The following is a 16,452-nucleotide window of genomic DNA, read 5'->3' on the forward strand; positions in this document are numbered from 1 at the left end:
GCTACCTTGGAGGTGACTGATTGCGGCGTGAGCAAAAAGAGTGCAACCGCTATAAGTGATTCATACAATGTGGTCATGAGACCTGTTGACCCTTCCCCATACAGTGAAATGAGTAAGGAACCCACAATTAAGCCGATGGCCGCCCCTGCTTTCTTCCCTTCTTTCAGCAATCCGCCTAATAAACCTGAAAAGGCAAGAAGACTCATCTGATAAAGGTTTCCAATGTTGGCGAGACCGAGAATTAATCCTGTCACAACACCGACCGTACAACCAATACTGGCTCCGCCAATAAAAGCAAAGGTCAGCACTACATAACGTGACAAAATATGCTCTGCCTGCATCCCTTGAAATGAGATCCCAGCAAGTCCAGTTAAAACTGAGGCAATTAAAATCATAAAACAAATAATTTCTTCGACCTTTAAAGAGTGTTTAATTTTCCTAACTGTAAAAATCGGCAGGCTTTGAAGAAAAATCAGTGTCAAAATGAAGGCAAGTCCTGCTTCGACACCCGCCATGACGTAATCATAGCTTTGCACAGCACCTTGCTCTAGGTAAACAAACGCTCCTCGGGTAATCAGCATCGAAAGAACAATGACAACCGGTAATGTTTTCACTGGGTCTTTGATGATGAAAGAAACCACCTTTGACACAAGGAGAAACATAAGCAGCGATGCAAACACAAACAATGCATTTTGAGGTGATATCGTCATCGCCCCAGCGAGTAAAGCGAGACAAGCAAGCATTGCCTTATCTCTTTTAATAAACAGCATGGAACCAAAGAAAGGCAGAGCAAACGGCATAATTTCAGATAATATAAAGGCTCGTCCTAATAAAAAGCCTAGAACAACATAAATAAACCCTTTATAGAAAAAAAGAGAATGCGTGTGATGAAGAAACAGGTTTTTCATCTTTTTTAACCCCGCACTGATTCTTTCAAACCCCGCTCCTGTTAAATCAGTTCTTCTTTCTAGTTTTTCCATCTTCTCATCCCCCACCTGATATTCGTTGCTTGTCATTATAGCGAAGGTGAAAAAGAAATTTTGTCAAAAGAAGTTGTCGTTTCCATAAAACGTTCGACGCTTTATTCGTCAAAGAGGCATACTTTCTTGAAAGTCGATGTCTTTCATCAGAATTTTACGAAAGCACAAAAAAACAGCTTTCCTATAGAAAGCTGTTTCGAAGATGACCCGTACGGGATTCGAACCCGTGTTACCGCCGTGAAAGGGCGGTGTCTTAACCGCTTGACCAACGGGCCTTGCTTTATGTTCTAGTTAAAAGGATAGCGGCGGAGGGGATCGAACCCCCGACCTCACGGGTATGAACCGTACGCTCTAGCCAGCTGAGCTACACCGCCATAATAATAATGCGCTAAGAAGCACAAGAACTATAATACAAAGGATTCGCTTGTCCGTCAATAGAAAGTTTTAAATTAAATGACGAAATCTCAAAAAATGTAGGATAGGTCATGAAAATAAGCACCTGCTGAACAGCAGATGCTTTGTTGTGAAAATATATAGAAAGCAGCAACAAGTTAACCTCTTCTTGCTCCGCGCCCCCCACGTTTTGATTCCGTGTTACGTTTTAAAGATGTTAAGCGATCTTCGCTATCTTTTAAGAATTTGTTCATTTTTTGTTCAAACGATTCCTTCGGACGGAAATCATTTCTGCTTGGTCTTGATTGTTGTTGAGGACGATCTTTTGCTTTTTTAATGGACAAGCCGATTTTACCGTCTTTTTCAACGTTAATCACTTTCACTTCAACTTGTTCACCGACTTTTAAATGCTCATTAATATCTTTTACATAGTTATCGGCTACCTCACTGATATGAACGAGACCAGTTGAACCGCCTGGCAACTCCACAAAAGCTCCAAAATTTGTAATGCCCGTAACTTTCCCTTGTAACTTGCTGCCAACTTCAATCGACATAAAAAAAGTGCTCCTCCTTAGACTTATAAAAAAATCTCATTTGTTCAATTATACATAAACTGAATTTTAAGTGTCAACAAGGCTAATCGCTCTTATTGCCCACATCAAAGATTTTTTCGCCTTTTTTGGACATATAATAGTCCCGTCGTGCCAGTTCGAGTACGTATTCCTTGCTTTTCAGCTTCTTAATTTCATCAGAAATATCTTCCTGCTTTGTTTGTAATTGCTTCAACTCTTTTTCGAGCGCAACCTTCTTCTCTTCTTTTTCCTTTAGGGAAGACGATTGCGACCAGAGGGCACTTGTCACCAAGACAGCAAACATGAGCACGATCACACCAAACACGGTAAGCCTTCTAAGGAGTCCGCGACGTTTGCGTTTTAAGCGCTGTGCTTGCTGTTCCATTTGTTTTTGGTAATCATTTTGAATTTGTGCGATATTTCTTTTTCTCTTGTTCAAGGTTGAAGGCCTCCTCTCTTACTTTGTCCAGAATTGTTTCCATTTCGTTTTGATGGTACCAGATAATTTCTTGGCCCCTTGTAAAATTCCTGCTCCTTTTGAGAAAAACAATCTCATTGATGTTCGCCATTTTTCGGGAATCCGATGAATAATGGTCACATTGAGTAACCAGATGAGCGGATAACAAACAATCGACAGCACCTTCCACACGAGCTGAAACGTAAAACGAACTAGACGTAAGAGCGAGTGGAGCAAGAACAGAATAGCACTTATGACCAATGTGATCATCCAGCGGATCGGCTGGAAGACAATCGACATGACCAGCCTTTTCAGGAAGAGAACGGTCTGATATACACACATCATGATAAACTTGAGAATCTTGAGATACAGATGTTTCATCAATGCCTGATACATCGAGAAACCTAGTGCAACGGCTAGAAAAATATAAAGCCTGAATTCTCCCTCATTTGTCAGCAGCAGGACGTAAAAGAATAAGAGACCCTGCACCATCCAAAAAAGGAGATCGTGTATAGCCAAAAGCCATTTTGCTGTTTTATCCCGGTTCACAAACAGCTTGTACGTATCAAGCGATGCGCCCAGCCAGATGCCCATCGCCGCCATGGAAAGCATCGTATAAAACTGGACTGTCAGCGTCATTTAAACAGCTTGCTAAAAAATCCTTTAGCTTTCTCCCCGTGCTGCTCATCAACATAGATTAAATCAAAGACACGCCCTTTGATCGACACAACGCCCTTTTCGACGTCTAGGTTCTTCATTTGCAGATTTTCTCCGCGGATGGCGAGAATCCCCATGACCGTCTCCAGCAGAAATTCCTCACTATCAAAGCTTTCCACTTGTTTGACACCAGTGATATCTAAATGCTTTCTGTTTCGCATTGTGACATTGTGCTCCGCGTCTGATGACAGCTTCGTGCCTTGAGGTTGATTATAATATTGATTCATTTATACATCCCCCATATCTCATACTTGCATGTTACTGCATTGTATGTGATAAGAGGGTCATTTAGAACAAGCCCTATTCTGCTGTTTTTTCTTCTTTTAGCACAGTATACATGCCAGCCGCTTCTTCTTTTTTCGTCGTGTCCTTTAACTCGTTGACTTGAACAGTCACTAGCTTTTGACCAAAGCGGATTTGCAGCTCATCTCCTTCTTTCACGTCAGAGCTTGCTTTCGCCTGTGTTCCGTTAATAGAAATTCTGCCTTGATCAGCTACTTCCTTTGCCAATGTTCTTCTTTTAATTAAACGGGACACTTTTAAAAACTTATCTAGTCTCATGTATGTTCACCTCTTTCTATACGTTTCGCATCGTTCCAGAGATCGTCCATTTCCTCTAGCGTTAAGTCATCTAATGAACGGCCCATGTCCTTTGCTTTTTGTTCGATATGCTGAAAGCGCCGCATGAATTTTGTGTTGGCAGAAGCGAGCGCCGTTTCAGGCTCTAGGTGATAGAACCGTCCAATATTGACGAGAACAAACAAAAGATCTCCAAATTCATCTTTCATCTGCTTCGTTGCACCTTCGTCCGTCTTCTCTGCCACTTCAACGAGAAATTCCTGCTTTTCTTCTTCGTATTTGTTCCAAATATCTTGAACATCTGTCCAATCAAAGCCTACCTTGGCGGCTTTCTTTTGGAGCTTATATGCCTTTGTTAGTGCTGGAAGTGTCGCCGGAATCGATTGCAAAATAGAACCGGTCCGCTCTGGCTTCTCCTGCTGCTTGATTTTTTCCCAGTTGGCCACCACATCTGCTGCCTCAGAAACATTTGTGTCACCAAACACATGCGGGTGTCGCCGAATCATTTTTTCTGTGACATGCTGAATGACGTCATCGATTGAGAAATAACCGTCATCTTCGCCAATTTGAGCGTGGAGTAACACCTGCAGCAGCACATCGCCGAGCTCTTCCACCATATGATCTGGGTCATCTTCATCTATCGCTTCAAGCAGCTCATAGCATTCTTCAATTAAATATGGTTTGAGTGACTCATTGGTTTGTTTTTGATCCCATGGACAGCCGCCCGGACCTCTTAATGTACGTATGACGTCACGGAAAGTGTCAAATTGTTGATAAAGCAGCTGTTCATCTTGAATCGGAGGAACATAAACACTTGTTAAGTTATTTATCGACACATCTCGATCAAGTTCAAATAAAGGAACGGCAGTAATCTGTTCCTGACTGCTTCCGGCTGCAGTCACAATATAAACTTCATAATCGTCAGGGAGCTTTTCCATCAGCGTGAGCTTCACATTCGATGCTGTCATCTGATCATATACCTGACAAATTAAGACGTGCTGGGTTAATTTCAGATCATCCGCTCTCATATCCCCTGCATCAACGAATTGTAATCCTTCGATGGGGTCAATCTGCAAGGAGTTGAATGTCGCATCTAAAAAGCTTTGTCCACCAGCGACAGACACCTCGATCCCGCGCTCTTTCTGCCCGGCGACGAGCAGCTGTACGGTCTTTTCTGCCACAAATGGATGACCAGGTACTGCGTACACAATGTCTTTTTCCGCTGCCTCTGCAAATAATATTTCGGTAATTTCCTGATACACCTGATCAAACTGATCGTGCTTTTCATAAATTTCATCAAAAAAGGTGAGAGATGGGACCTCCTGCATTAACTCTGCGGTAAGCGGATGGTCCTGCGTTCTCATATATACTTCTTTCGCCTGCTTCAGTTGCTTATATACACCTAGCGTCAGCTGATCCATGTCGCCTGCCCCGAGACCGACGACGGTAATCTTACCTGCCATTTTGATTCCCTCTCATCTGTTTAAAATATAAAATCTTTTCTCCTAATGGAATGAGTCTCCATTCCTCGTCCGTAAATACTTCTAGCTTAAGAATACTATATAAAAAGGCGAAACCACCAATAAAAACTGATGTCAGGCTCTCTAAAACGGAAAACGGACGTTTTTCAAAGGGGATAACCCAGGAAAACAGAGCCTGATATCCCATTAAGACCACAGCCATGAAGGCGGCTGATAAAAGAATTTTCACTGGAAACAGCTCTCTCCATGAAATCCATCCTTTATGCTTCAAATAAACGGCATTGAGCAAGGCTGCTGTGAGAAAAGCACATACAGTTGACCATGCGGCACCGTGGATGCCAAATAACGGAACAAGCGTAATCGTTAGAATCCACTTCACCAGCACGCTGATGATCACCACAACAGCGGGATACACAGTATGTCCGAGCCCTTGCAGTAAAGCCGCCTGCGTAATGGCAATCGACGTAAATGCAATCGATATACAGAATATTTGCAGGGCATCTGTGCCTAAATCATTACGAAAAAGCATTGTATTTACTGGTGATAAAATACAAATCAGCCCAACAGCTGACCCAATCCCTAATACCGACGTGGTCTTAACCGATGACCGCACTTTTTGCCGTATCGTTTCATGCTCCCCATTTCTCATGGCTGCCGATAAAAATGGCACAAGAGAGGTTCCGATGCTGATGGCAAACACCGTCCCTAGCTGCAAGAACGGCTGACCTCGGTCATACACACCTTTTGCCGCCTTTGCCGCCGCTTCACTGAGACCCTCACTGCGCAGCAACGCATACAGATGAAAAGCATCAATCATTTGCATCCATAAAATGAGCAAACCGCTGACACAAATCGTCAATGTATACAGCACCAAACTCTTCAAAATATCTTTTTTTCGAAGTGTCGCCTGTTTGCCTGACATACTTGCAGCAGACTGTTTTCGATAGGTCAACCAAAGGAAAAGAAGTAAAATGAGCGACGCCGCACTTCCTGCGATAGAAGAGAACACCGCGCCCGCCCCTGTTTCATAAAGCGAATAGCCGTGCCTCACGAAATAGAAGGATAAAACAAGCAGGACGCCTACCCTGATGAGCTGCTCAATCAACTGAGAAACAGCCGTTGGAAGCATCAGCCCGTCACTCTGAAAAACTCCCCTCAGCATCACAGTGAGCGGCAGAAATAGAAACACAAAAGCGCTCATCTGGATGAGCAGAATTAATTGACTATCTGCCATAAGGCTCGCCATTGTGCCTGCTCCTATGTAAAGACAAAGAAATAAGACCAAGCTCAGTAACGTGATATATACCAAGGATACCCTTGTAATGATCCGTCGATTCTCTTCCCCATGCTCACTCAGAAGCTTGGACACCATGACAGGAAAACCCGTTGTACCAAGCATGATGGCAATACCAAGGAAAGGATATACCTGCTGATAAATATAAAACCCTGTGTCCCCTACGATGTTTTGAAACGGGACACGGTAAACGGCACTTAGTACCTTTGATAACAAGCCTGCGATGGTCAAAATCACCGCACCTTGGAAAAGCCAATGCGGCTGATTCACAGCATTTTTCATGGATGACTCCTTTAAAATAGATCTACAGTTAAACGAACTCATTATATCATACGTGAATGAAAAGCCGTTTCTTTCTAAGGAGTAGACGGCACATGGCCCGATTTGTTTCATCCCATATAAAAAACCGACAAAATCAAATGATTTCATCGGCATTTTTTCGTTTTATCAAAATGATATAGAGTTATTAGACCTAATGTTCCATTTGACGGGCTAAGAAGCCAGCTGCCGTTTCTGCCGCTTTATGCTCCACTTCTCCCATTGAACGCTCTTTAGAAAATAAGACGACGGCGCCAATCGGATCTCCGTTTGCAACAATAGGTGCAATGGTATAAGCAGATACGTCATCATCAATACCATCGACAAGTTGAATTTCTTTTTTGCTTTCTTCTAACACAGAATTACGCTGATCCATTGTTCGTTCAAGTAAATCACTGATGGATTTGTTTAAGTACTCTTTTTTCGAACTGCCGGATACAGCAATATACGTATCTCGATCACAGATCAGGATGGAATGACCCAAACTGTCGAATAATGCATCAGCATATTCCTTCGCAAAGTCTCCTAGCTCACTAATCGGCGAATACTTCTTCAAAATCACTTCTCCATCGCGGTCGACGAAAATCTCAAGCGGATCTCCTTCCCGGATGCGCAATGTTCTGCGAATCTCCTTCGGAATAACCACTCTACCTAGATCATCGATGCGGCGTACAATTCCAGTTGCTTTCATTCACTGCTGCCTCTCTTTCGTTTGATGATGTGTTGGGTGAATGGAACAAAAGCGTCCACTTTATGCAACATTCACCACTTGACCCTGAGTTTAGTATCCGTCACATCAAACGTAATATACACGAGAGACAAACAAAATTTTATGAAGATGGAATGGTTTCTTTTTTCACATCTTGAAGGCCTCGAAGCATATTAAGAACAACCTCAAGCCATTCCTCCGTTTTCTTGCCTTTCGTTTGGACAGAAATAATCAGCTTGCTGCCTTCCATTCCCAACCCAATTTCACGACCATATTTACTGCCAAGCTCAAATAATTTTTGACCGTCGATTTCGCTGCTTGCTTGCTCATCAAGGGTCATTCTGACAATGCCCTTCTCCATCTTGATCAGCTCGACACGTTCCTGGACAGCGTACACCTTCATTGTCGCAATCGTAAACAAGTCTGCCACTTCTTGCGGATATTCACCAAATCGGTCGATCATTTCATCCTGAAGCTCTTTTCGCTCTTCAATCGATCCAATTGCTCTGAACTGTTTATACATCTCAATCTTCTGCTTGCCATCCGAAATATAAGTGTCTGGGATGTACGCATCAATTTGCAGATCAATTTCTGGCTCGAATTTATCTTGAGCCGTTGTATCGCCTCTTCTTTCCTCAATGGCTTCTTTCAGCATTTGAGAATAGAGGTCGAATCCAACCGAATCAATGAAACCATGCTGCTGAGCCCCAAGTAAGTTCCCTGCTCCTCGAATCGTTAAATCACGCATCGCAATTTTAAACCCAGATCCAAGCTCTGTGAATTCTTTAATGGCTTGAAGTCTTTTCTCTGCAACTTCAGAAAGAACTTTATCTTTTCGATACGTGAAGTAAGCATAAGCGACACGGTTCGAACGCCCGACTCGTCCTCTTAGCTGGTACAGCTGAGAAAGCCCCATTTTATCTGCATCGTGGACGATGAGCGTGTTCACATTTGGAATATCGACTCCCGTTTCAATAATGGTGGTACTGACCAATACATCTGATTCACCTTCAAGGAAATTAATCATCACTGATTCCAGCTCGTTCTCACTCATTTTCCCGTGCGCATAACTAACTTTTGCGTCTGGGACTAGCATAGAGATTTCGTCTGCTTTTCGTTCGATATCTTCAACACGGTTGTAAAGGAAGTACACTTGACCGCCGCGTGCTAATTCTCGCTCAATTGCTTCTCTGACTAAAGCGCCGTTGTACTCAACCACATAGGTTTGAACAGGGAATCGGTTTTCAGGCGGTGTTTCAATAACCGATAAATCCCGCACGCCAAGCATGGACATATGAAGCGTACGCGGAATTGGCGTAGCCGTTAATGTCAGTACATCGATATTGGCTTTCATCTGCTTAATTTTCTCTTTATGCGTCACACCAAAACGCTGTTCCTCATCAATGATCAACAGCCCTAAATCCTTGTAGACGATGTCTTTTGAAAGAAGACGGTGTGTGCCGATGACCATATCGATCGTCCCGTTTTTCAGCCCTTTTAACGTTTCAGTTGTTTCTTTTCTTGTACGGAAACGGCTCAGCTGCGCGATTTTGACAGGGTAGTCTTGGAATCGGTCCATGATTGTGTCAAAATGCTGCTGCGCTAAGATAGTTGTCGGAACTAGCAGGGCTACCTGCTTCCCGTCAGCAATCGCTTTGAAGGCCGCACGAATAGCCACCTCTGTTTTTCCGTAACCCACATCTCCACAAAGCAAGCGGTCCATAGGACGTTCCCGCTCCATATCCTGCTTAATTTCGTGAATCGAACGGATTTGATCATCTGTTTCCTGGTAAGGGAATGCAGATTCAAACTGGCGCTGCATCTCATGGTCAGGCGAGAAGGCATATCCTTTGCTAGCCTCGCGTTCTGCGTACAGCTTAATCAGATCATCTGCGATGTCCTGTACGGATGTTTCAACTTTTTTCTTCACGCGTTTCCAATCGCTGCCGCCAAGTTTGTACAGCTTTGGTTCTTTACCTTCTGATCCTACATATTTCTGCACTTGATCAATTTGTTCAACCGGTACATAAAGCTTGTCGCTTCCTTGATAATGAATATTTAAATAATCTTTATGAATGCCGCCAATTTCAAGCGTTTCAATTCCTAAATATTTACCGATCCCGTGGTTAATGTGCACCACATAATCGCCGACTTGAAGCTCTGAATAGCTCTTGATTCGCTCTGCATTGGTCAGCTTTTGCTTACGTGCCTGCTTTTTCACACGTTTCTTGAAGAGTTCACCTTCTGTGATCACAGCAATTTTTGATAACGGCAGTTCAAAGCCTGTTTGCAGCTCACCTTGTAAAATATACACCTGTCCGCTCACAAGCTCAGCGTCCGGTTTAGCAAGAGCAGCTTCAATGTCATAATCATGCAGAACAGACGATAGCTTTTCTGTCCGCTCTTCATCCGCACCTAAGAAGACAACTGTGTACTGCTGTTTTTTATAGCGTTCAATTTCACTCGCCAGCACATTCATCTGCCCGTGGAAATTCTGCATTTGCTTACTAGATACATTGACGATATTTTGCGGATTTGTCTGCTGGACATGTCTCAGGAACAAGGAGTAGTACAGAATGGACCTTGATTGCTGATTGATCAGTTCTTGGAACGGGAAAGAAAGAGATAAATCATGAAGAATGTTCCCTTCTTCAAGCAGACTAATTGTCCAATCGGCTTCTTCCTGTTCAAGCTGTTCTTCCATCTCCTGAATTCTGCTGATTTCATCTAAAATAATAATCGTATCCTGCGATGTGTAATCTAGCAAACTAGCAGGCTTTTCATAGAAATAGGCTAGGTACTTCGTCATTTCCTGTGTCACGATGCCTTCTAGCAGCTTCTCGCGGTCAGCAGAAATATTTTGATGAAGCAGCTCTTTTTGCTGATCTGAGTTGAATTTCTTTAAGCTCTTTGCCAGCCCTTGATCAAGCTGTTCAATGGCTCTCACTCGTTCAGGACCTCTCACAATCAGCTCTTTTGCAGGACCTATTTTGATTTCTTGAAGGGTTTCTAATGAACGCTGTGTATCTGAATGAAACGTTCGAATCGAGTCTACTTCTGTATCAAACAGTTCAATACGGATTGGATGATCTTCCGTTAACGCATAGATGTCGATGATTCCTCCGCGCACACTAAAATCTCCGGGCGCTGCAACCATCGACGTCCGGTCATAACCAATTTGTACGAGCTGTTTTGAAAACGCCTCCAAATCAATTTCTTCACCGATCTTTAAATGGATCTGACTCTCCTTCCAGAGCTCAACTGGCGGAAGCATCCTGCGCACCGCAGCAGCGGGAGTGACGATAATGGGATTTTCTCCATTCGCAAGCCGGTTCAGGACATCTAAACGCTGTGCTCTCAGCTCAGGGCTTGCCACTGCAATTTCTGAAGCGATAAGTTCATTGACAGGATAAAGAAGAACCGAGCGATCCGGCATCACACTTGCTAAATCATCTGTTACCTTCTGTGCCTGATATAAATTGTGAGTCACAATAAACATTGGCCGCTTCAGTTCGTCTGATATCGCGGCTGTAAATAAAGATCTGACGGAGCCTGATAGTCCGGCAAGCAGCTGTTCTTTTAACCCTTCCTTTAGTCCATTAAAAATGGACTGAAAATCATCACTTTGTTTGATAAATGATTGTATGTTTTTCATTTGGCTCCTCCTCCCTGTTTGTTTAAAACAGAAAAACGCTTTGGTCTAATATCTACACCAAAGCTTTTTTATTGAATAAAAGTATGATACTGATGGTAATCAGGATTTCTTTCGAGCGCCTCTTGGCAATCCTCACAAATGGTTTGTACATGTAAATCACCATTTTCCCTATAAGAAATCATATCGTTTCTTTCCTCATTTGTTAAGTGATGAAATCCAAGTGCTTCACTTTGGACAGCGGATTCATCTAGACTGCCAACCTTTACACCACAGTGGCGGCAGTAATAATGCAAAGCCATACGTGATCCTCCCATGCTGAGATTTTATGATCAGTATGTGCTTTGCTCATCATTCTTATACCTTCTTGTTAAAATCATTCATCACTTCTAAAAATGGCTTTTTTAAAGCTGCTTCACAGGCCTCGACAGATGATTGAATGGCTGATGCGATGTCAGGCTGTTCCTCTTCTGAGAAACGTCCTAGTACGTAGTCAACGACCTTCATGCCGTTTTGAGGACGTCCAATGCCGATACGGAATCGGTCAAATTCAGGTGAACCTAAATGCTGAATCAATGATTTGATTCCATTATGCCCGCCTGCACTTCCTTTTGTACGTAAGCGAATTCGGCCAGTTGGCAAATCAAGATCATCATAGATCACTTTCAAATGTTCAAGGGGAATATCGTAATAGTCCATCAGCGGACGCACACATTCTCCTGATAAGTTCATATATGTAAGCGGCTTTACAAGTAGAACCTTATGCCCCGAAACAAACCCAGTTCCAAATTGTCCATGGAATTTTGATTGATTTAAAGGAATGTCCCATTTTTTCGATAGTTCATCTATTGTCATAAACCCGACATTATGTCTTGTTTTTTCATATTCTTTTCCTGGATTACCTAATCCAACGAATGCAATCATGAAACCAATAACCTCCTTTGTCACACAGCACACGCCTAAAAAATGAGCCAATCAGATTGCCTCATGTAAAACGTATGAATTCTTTTCATTCTAGCACAAAAGACGCAACCGCGGGAGGGTTACGTCTCTAAATGACCAGTTATTCTCCATCGTCATCCTTTTCTTTAATAGCCTCAGGCTCTTGCGGCTCCTCTTCGCTATCTGGCTCAGGAACCTCTGATTGCTGAGGCGGCAGAATGGATGCAACGACTTCTTCTGGATCGTTATTGATTTGATAAGATGACTGAACAGGCAGATCAGCAACTGTTAAGACATCATTAACTTCTAAGTTTGTAATATCAGCTTCAATATTCTGCGGGATATCTTTTGGTTTCGCTGTAACAGATAGTTCAAATAGTGGCTGCTGAAGCACACCGCCATCTTTTACCCCTTTAGACTCGCCAATCAGCTGCACTGGTACATCCGCGTCAATTTCACGCTGTAAGTCAACGACTTGGAAATCAGCATGGACAAGTTCGTTTTTCAGCGGGTCTGTTTGTAACTCTGTCACCATCACAGATTTCGTTTCACCACCCACGTCTAAGGTAATGATTGTATTCTTCCCTTCATCACGTAAGGTTTTTAATAAATCGATGCTGTCTAATGAAACAGCCAGGCTGTCTGTATTTTTTCCGTATATGACACCAGGAACGTGTCCTGAATGACGGATTTTTTGCAGTGTGGAACGTTTGAAATCAGTTCTTTTATTTGCTTTTAAAGTTGCCATATTCAGCACCATCCTATTTCTTTTTTGTCACTACTCTCATAATTACCCATAACCGAATCATTTTAAACATGTTTGCCTGTGATTGACGAAAGCAAAAAGACCCTAAGCTGATGCCTAGGGCCTTTTTCAATAATAAAATTAGCTGAAAAGGTAGCTCACAGATTCTTCTTCATGTACACGGATGATGGCTTCTGCAAGCAAAGGCCCAACTGAAAGCGGAATGAATTTTCCAACTTTCTTGTCATCAGTTAATTGAATACTGTTTGTCACAACCAATTCTTTGATTTTAGAGTTTGTGATGCGTTCTACTGCTGGTCCAGACAATACTGGGTGCGTACAGCAAGCATAGACTTCAGCCGCTCCATTTTCCACAAGTGCATTGGCTGCAAGTGTAATGGTACCAGCTGTATCAATGATATCATCGATCAGAATAGCCGTTTTCCCTTCAATGTTACCAATAATGTTCATGACTTCAGCAACGTTTGGCTTTGGACGGCGTTTGTCGATAATTGCGATTGGCGCTTTCAGGCGGTCTGCCATTTTACGCGCACGTGTCACACCACCGTGGTCAGGAGACACAACAACGATATCATTCAAGTTCTTCTGTTCGAAATAGTTTGTTAAGATTGGCACAGCCATTAAGTTATCGATTGGAATATCAAAGAAACCTTGGATTTGCGGCGCATGAAGATCAAGTGCAATAACACGTGTAGCACCTGCTGTTTCAAGCAAGTTTGCAAAAAGCTTCGCAGTGATCGGCTCACGAGGTTTTGCCTTACGATCTTGACGTGCATATCCGTAATAAGGGATCACAATATTGACAGTTTTCGCAGAAGCGCGTTTGAGCGCATCCACCATAATGAGCAGTTCCATAATATGCTCATTGACTGGCGCACTTGTTGATTGAATGACATAACAATCACAGCCGCGGATACTTTCTTCAATATTGATTTGGACTTCACCGTCACTAAAGCGTTTAACAGAGCTCTTTCCTACATCAACTCCGATACGATCGGCAATTTCTTTGGCAAGTTCAGGGTTTGAATTCAAAGAGAAAATCTTTAAATTCGCATCAGCATAACGATTAGACATGGTAAACCTCCGGGTATTTGGATTATTTTTTATGAATATTTTTCACATAATCTTCTTTATTGACTTGTCTTGCTCTAGCAATAGACAATGCATCCTGCGGTACATCTTCTGTAACCGTTGAACCGGCTGCAACATATGCCCCTTTTCCGACAGTGACTGGTGCAACGAGATTTGAATTACAGCCAATAAAGGCGCCGTCTTCAATCTTCGTTAAGAATTTGTTTTTCCCATCATAGTTGACTGTAATGGAACCACAGCCAAGGTTTACATCAGTTCCGACCTCTGCGTCTCCAATGTAGCTTAAATGAGATGCTTTGCTGCGGTCTCCGAAAACTGTTTTCTTGATTTCGACAAAATTCCCGATTTTCACTTCATCGCCAATTTTCGACAACGGGCGAATATGAGCAAACGGTCCAATTGTCACATCAACTCCAACCTCACTATCGCAGACGACAGATTGCTTAATGACTGTTCGATCTCCGATGATGCTGTCAACAATTTCAGTGTTTGGCCCGATAGTGGCGTCTGCACCGATTTTTACATTCCCTTTGATGACCGTCCCAGGATAAATAACTGTATCTTCACCGATGACAGCATCTGGCGAAATATACGTGTTCTCAGGATCAATCAAGGTCACACCATTCTTCATATGCTGATGATTAATACGTCGCTTCATGAATTGCTCTGCTTGTGATAGAGCGATACGGTCATTAACTCCAAGTGTTTCTTCAAAATGCGGTGTTTGATAAGCTGCAACTGTTTGCCCTTCATTTTTTAAAATTTCAATGACGTCTGGCAAGTAGTATTCACCCTGTGCATTTTCATTCGACACTTGCTCAATCACACGGAAGAGATCTTCATTTGAAAAGCAATAAGTCCCTGTATTAATTTCATTCACTTGACGCTCTGCATCGTTCGCATCTTTATGCTCCACAATTTTTACGACAGCACCTGTTTCGTCACGAATAATTCGGCCATAGCCTGTCGGATCATCCGCATGTGCTGTTAAAATAGTGACTTTCGCTTGATGTTTTTGATGCTCGCTTAACATGGCTTCCATTGTTTCCGCTGTCAATAATGGCGTATCACCACAAATGACAATGGTTGTTCCCTTTTCCTGCGCGAGGAACGACTTTGCTTGTTTGACGGCATGGGCTGTTCCCAGCTGTTCTTCTTGAAGTGCATACTCACTTCTGTTTCCAAGCTGCTCTTTGACGTCCTCTGCTCCATGACCGACAATCGTCACTAGCTTGGCTAAAGAAAGCTTTAACGCTTCATCTGCCACATGCTCGACCATTGGCTTTCCGCAAACTGGATGAAGTACTTTATATAGCTTCGACTTCATTCTCGTTCCTTTTCCCGCTGCTAAAATCACTGCGAACCGCTTATCCATTGATTGGCCTCCAATATCCCTATTATCCATAGAAAAATATATCCTAAATAAAGACTGATTTCAAGGATACAAAAGGAAGTACAATAATTTTCTAACAGATGAAAGACTTAAGAAACAAGAGAAAGAACGCAAAAAAGACAGCATTTAAAAGAAAACATTCATTTTCTCTTAAAGCCGTCTTTTTAGGTTTAAGTATGATTAAGAAGCTCCAGCTTCTTCATATTCAATTGTCTCTTCCTCTTCGCCTAAGCGATGATATTCATTTAATACAGCATCTTGGATTTTACCCCGAGTGCTTGAATTAATTGGATGTGCAATATCGCGAAACTCTCCATCAGGCGTGCGTTTGCTAGGCATTGCAACAAACAACCCATTGTTTCCATCAATCACACGAATATCATGAACAACAAATTCGTGGTCCAGCGTGATGGATGCAATCGCCCTCATGCGACCATCGGTATTCACGCGGCGTAATCTTACGTCAGTAACTTCCACAGTAGTTCACCACCTTTTCCCAATATAAAAGCATTACTTAGGTATTCAACGATCGTGGTGATTCTCCTGCTCTTTTTTTAAACTTTTTTTGAAATATCGGGATATTTATACATTATTTGTCATATTCGTGACGGCGCTTACATCCTTAGCATGAAAAAAGACATCATGATGATGTCTTTCCCTGCATATGATGAAACCAAACGGCTTTCATCGAGAGTGCCTGTTTATTTTACTAATGCAACTACTTCTATTTCTACAAGCGCATCTTTTGGAAGTCTTGCCACTTCCACGCATGAACGAGCTGGCTTATGTGTATGGAAATACTCACCGTACACTTCATTCACTTCAGCGAATTGTTCCATATCTTTGATGAAAACAGTTGCTTTCACGACTGTTTCAAAGGAAGCACCTGCTGCTTCAAGTACAGCCTCAAGATTACGGAATACTTGATGTGTTTGTTCTTTAATATCTCCATTAACAAAATCTCCAGCTGGGGTTAATGGAATCTGCCCTGAGCTGTAAAACATGTTATTGACAATAATTCCTTGAGAGTAAGGTCCAATGGCTGCTGGTGCATGTTTGGTTTGAACAACTTTTGTCATATCAATCTCTCCCATTCAAATACATGTT

At 42.5% G+C, this 16,452-nt stretch carries 16 protein-coding genes, 2 tRNA genes and 1 pseudogene; all 19 read right to left on the minus strand.

The window, feature by feature from the left end:
* Positions 1 to 980: pseudogene (locus tag AOQ70_RS13125) on the minus strand (stage II sporulation protein E); the annotation flags it as partial.
* Between the two features lie 203 nt (positions 981 to 1,183).
* Positions 1,184 to 1,255: transfer RNA gene (locus tag AOQ70_RS13130), tRNA-Glu, on the minus strand.
* A gap of 25 nt (positions 1,256 to 1,280) precedes the next feature.
* Positions 1,281 to 1,354, minus strand: a tRNA-Met gene (locus AOQ70_RS13135).
* Positions 1,355 to 1,531: 177 nt separating this feature from the next.
* Entirely contained in the window at positions 1,532 to 1,927 is a 396-nt protein-coding gene (locus tag AOQ70_RS13140) for a S1 domain-containing RNA-binding protein (protein WP_008357409.1), read from the minus strand.
* 82 nt (positions 1,928 to 2,009) lie between these two features.
* Positions 2,010 to 2,384 (minus strand): FtsB family cell division protein, encoded by a 375-nt coding sequence (locus tag AOQ70_RS13145; protein ID WP_003217952.1) that lies wholly within the window; start codon positions 2,382 to 2,384, stop codon positions 2,010 to 2,012.
* Positions 2,385 to 2,402: 18 nt separating this feature from the next.
* The gene (gene yabQ / locus AOQ70_RS13150) at positions 2,403 to 3,041 is read right to left on the minus strand and encodes a spore cortex biosynthesis protein YabQ (protein WP_059376740.1); all 639 of its coding nucleotides are present in this window, start codon (positions 3,039 to 3,041) and stop codon (positions 2,403 to 2,405) included.
* The gene (gene yabP, locus AOQ70_RS13155; protein ID WP_024425646.1) at positions 3,038 to 3,346 is read right to left on the minus strand and encodes a sporulation protein YabP; all 309 of its coding nucleotides are present in this window, start codon (positions 3,344 to 3,346) and stop codon (positions 3,038 to 3,040) included. The genes yabQ and yabP overlap by 4 nt, the downstream gene beginning before the upstream one ends.
* A gap of 73 nt (positions 3,347 to 3,419) precedes the next feature.
* Positions 3,420 to 3,680, minus strand: coding sequence for an RNA-binding S4 domain-containing protein (locus AOQ70_RS13160; protein ID WP_008341839.1), 261 nt, complete (start codon positions 3,678 to 3,680; stop codon positions 3,420 to 3,422).
* Entirely contained in the window at positions 3,677 to 5,161 is a 1,485-nt protein-coding gene (gene mazG, locus AOQ70_RS13165; RefSeq protein ID WP_059376741.1) for a nucleoside triphosphate pyrophosphohydrolase, read from the minus strand. The genes AOQ70_RS13160 and mazG overlap by 4 nt, the downstream gene beginning before the upstream one ends.
* Positions 5,151 to 6,755, minus strand: a complete 1,605-nt coding sequence (locus AOQ70_RS13170) for a putative polysaccharide biosynthesis protein (RefSeq protein WP_059376742.1) — start codon at positions 6,753 to 6,755, stop codon at positions 5,151 to 5,153. The genes mazG and AOQ70_RS13170 overlap by 11 nt, the downstream gene beginning before the upstream one ends.
* A gap of 190 nt (positions 6,756 to 6,945) precedes the next feature.
* Positions 6,946 to 7,482, minus strand: a complete 537-nt coding sequence (spoVT, locus tag AOQ70_RS13175) for a stage V sporulation protein T (RefSeq protein WP_003217990.1) — start codon at positions 7,480 to 7,482, stop codon at positions 6,946 to 6,948.
* Between the two features lie 139 nt (positions 7,483 to 7,621).
* Positions 7,622 to 11,155 (minus strand): transcription-repair coupling factor, encoded by a 3,534-nt coding sequence (gene mfd / locus AOQ70_RS13180; RefSeq protein WP_039175917.1) that lies wholly within the window; start codon positions 11,153 to 11,155, stop codon positions 7,622 to 7,624.
* Between the two features lie 68 nt (positions 11,156 to 11,223).
* Positions 11,224 to 11,454, minus strand: coding sequence for an anti-sigma-F factor Fin family protein (locus AOQ70_RS13185; RefSeq protein ID WP_003217967.1), 231 nt, complete (start codon positions 11,452 to 11,454; stop codon positions 11,224 to 11,226).
* Between the two features lie 55 nt (positions 11,455 to 11,509).
* A complete protein-coding gene (gene pth / locus AOQ70_RS13190) occupies positions 11,510 to 12,076 on the minus strand; it encodes an aminoacyl-tRNA hydrolase (RefSeq protein ID WP_058838220.1) in 567 nt (188 codons plus the stop codon).
* Between the two features lie 139 nt (positions 12,077 to 12,215).
* Positions 12,216 to 12,842: a 50S ribosomal protein L25/general stress protein Ctc gene (locus AOQ70_RS13195; RefSeq protein ID WP_039175914.1), complete on the minus strand. Its 627-nt coding sequence runs from the start codon at positions 12,840 to 12,842 to the stop codon at positions 12,216 to 12,218.
* A 138-nt stretch (positions 12,843 to 12,980) separates the two neighbouring features.
* Positions 12,981 to 13,934 carry a ribose-phosphate diphosphokinase gene (locus AOQ70_RS13200; protein ID WP_024425641.1) on the minus strand — a complete coding sequence of 318 codons (954 nt, stop codon included), beginning with the start codon at positions 13,932 to 13,934 and terminating at the stop codon, positions 12,981 to 12,983.
* 22 nt (positions 13,935 to 13,956) lie between these two features.
* The gene (glmU, locus tag AOQ70_RS13205) at positions 13,957 to 15,327 is read right to left on the minus strand and encodes a bifunctional UDP-N-acetylglucosamine diphosphorylase/glucosamine-1-phosphate N-acetyltransferase GlmU (RefSeq protein WP_059376744.1); all 1,371 of its coding nucleotides are present in this window, start codon (positions 15,325 to 15,327) and stop codon (positions 13,957 to 13,959) included.
* A gap of 198 nt (positions 15,328 to 15,525) precedes the next feature.
* A complete protein-coding gene (gene spoVG, locus AOQ70_RS13210; protein ID WP_008357439.1) occupies positions 15,526 to 15,822 on the minus strand; it encodes a septation regulator SpoVG in 297 nt (98 codons plus the stop codon).
* A gap of 224 nt (positions 15,823 to 16,046) precedes the next feature.
* Positions 16,047 to 16,424 carry a 2-iminobutanoate/2-iminopropanoate deaminase gene (gene ridA / locus AOQ70_RS13215; RefSeq protein ID WP_024425639.1) on the minus strand — a complete coding sequence of 126 codons (378 nt, stop codon included), beginning with the start codon at positions 16,422 to 16,424 and terminating at the stop codon, positions 16,047 to 16,049.
* Between the last annotated feature and the right edge of the window lie 28 nt (positions 16,425 to 16,452).

Origin of the sequence: Bacillus sp. AM 13(2015) (assembly GCF_001518755.1) — a bacterium.
GTDB lineage: Bacteria > Bacillota > Bacilli > Bacillales > Bacillaceae > Bacillus > Bacillus safensis.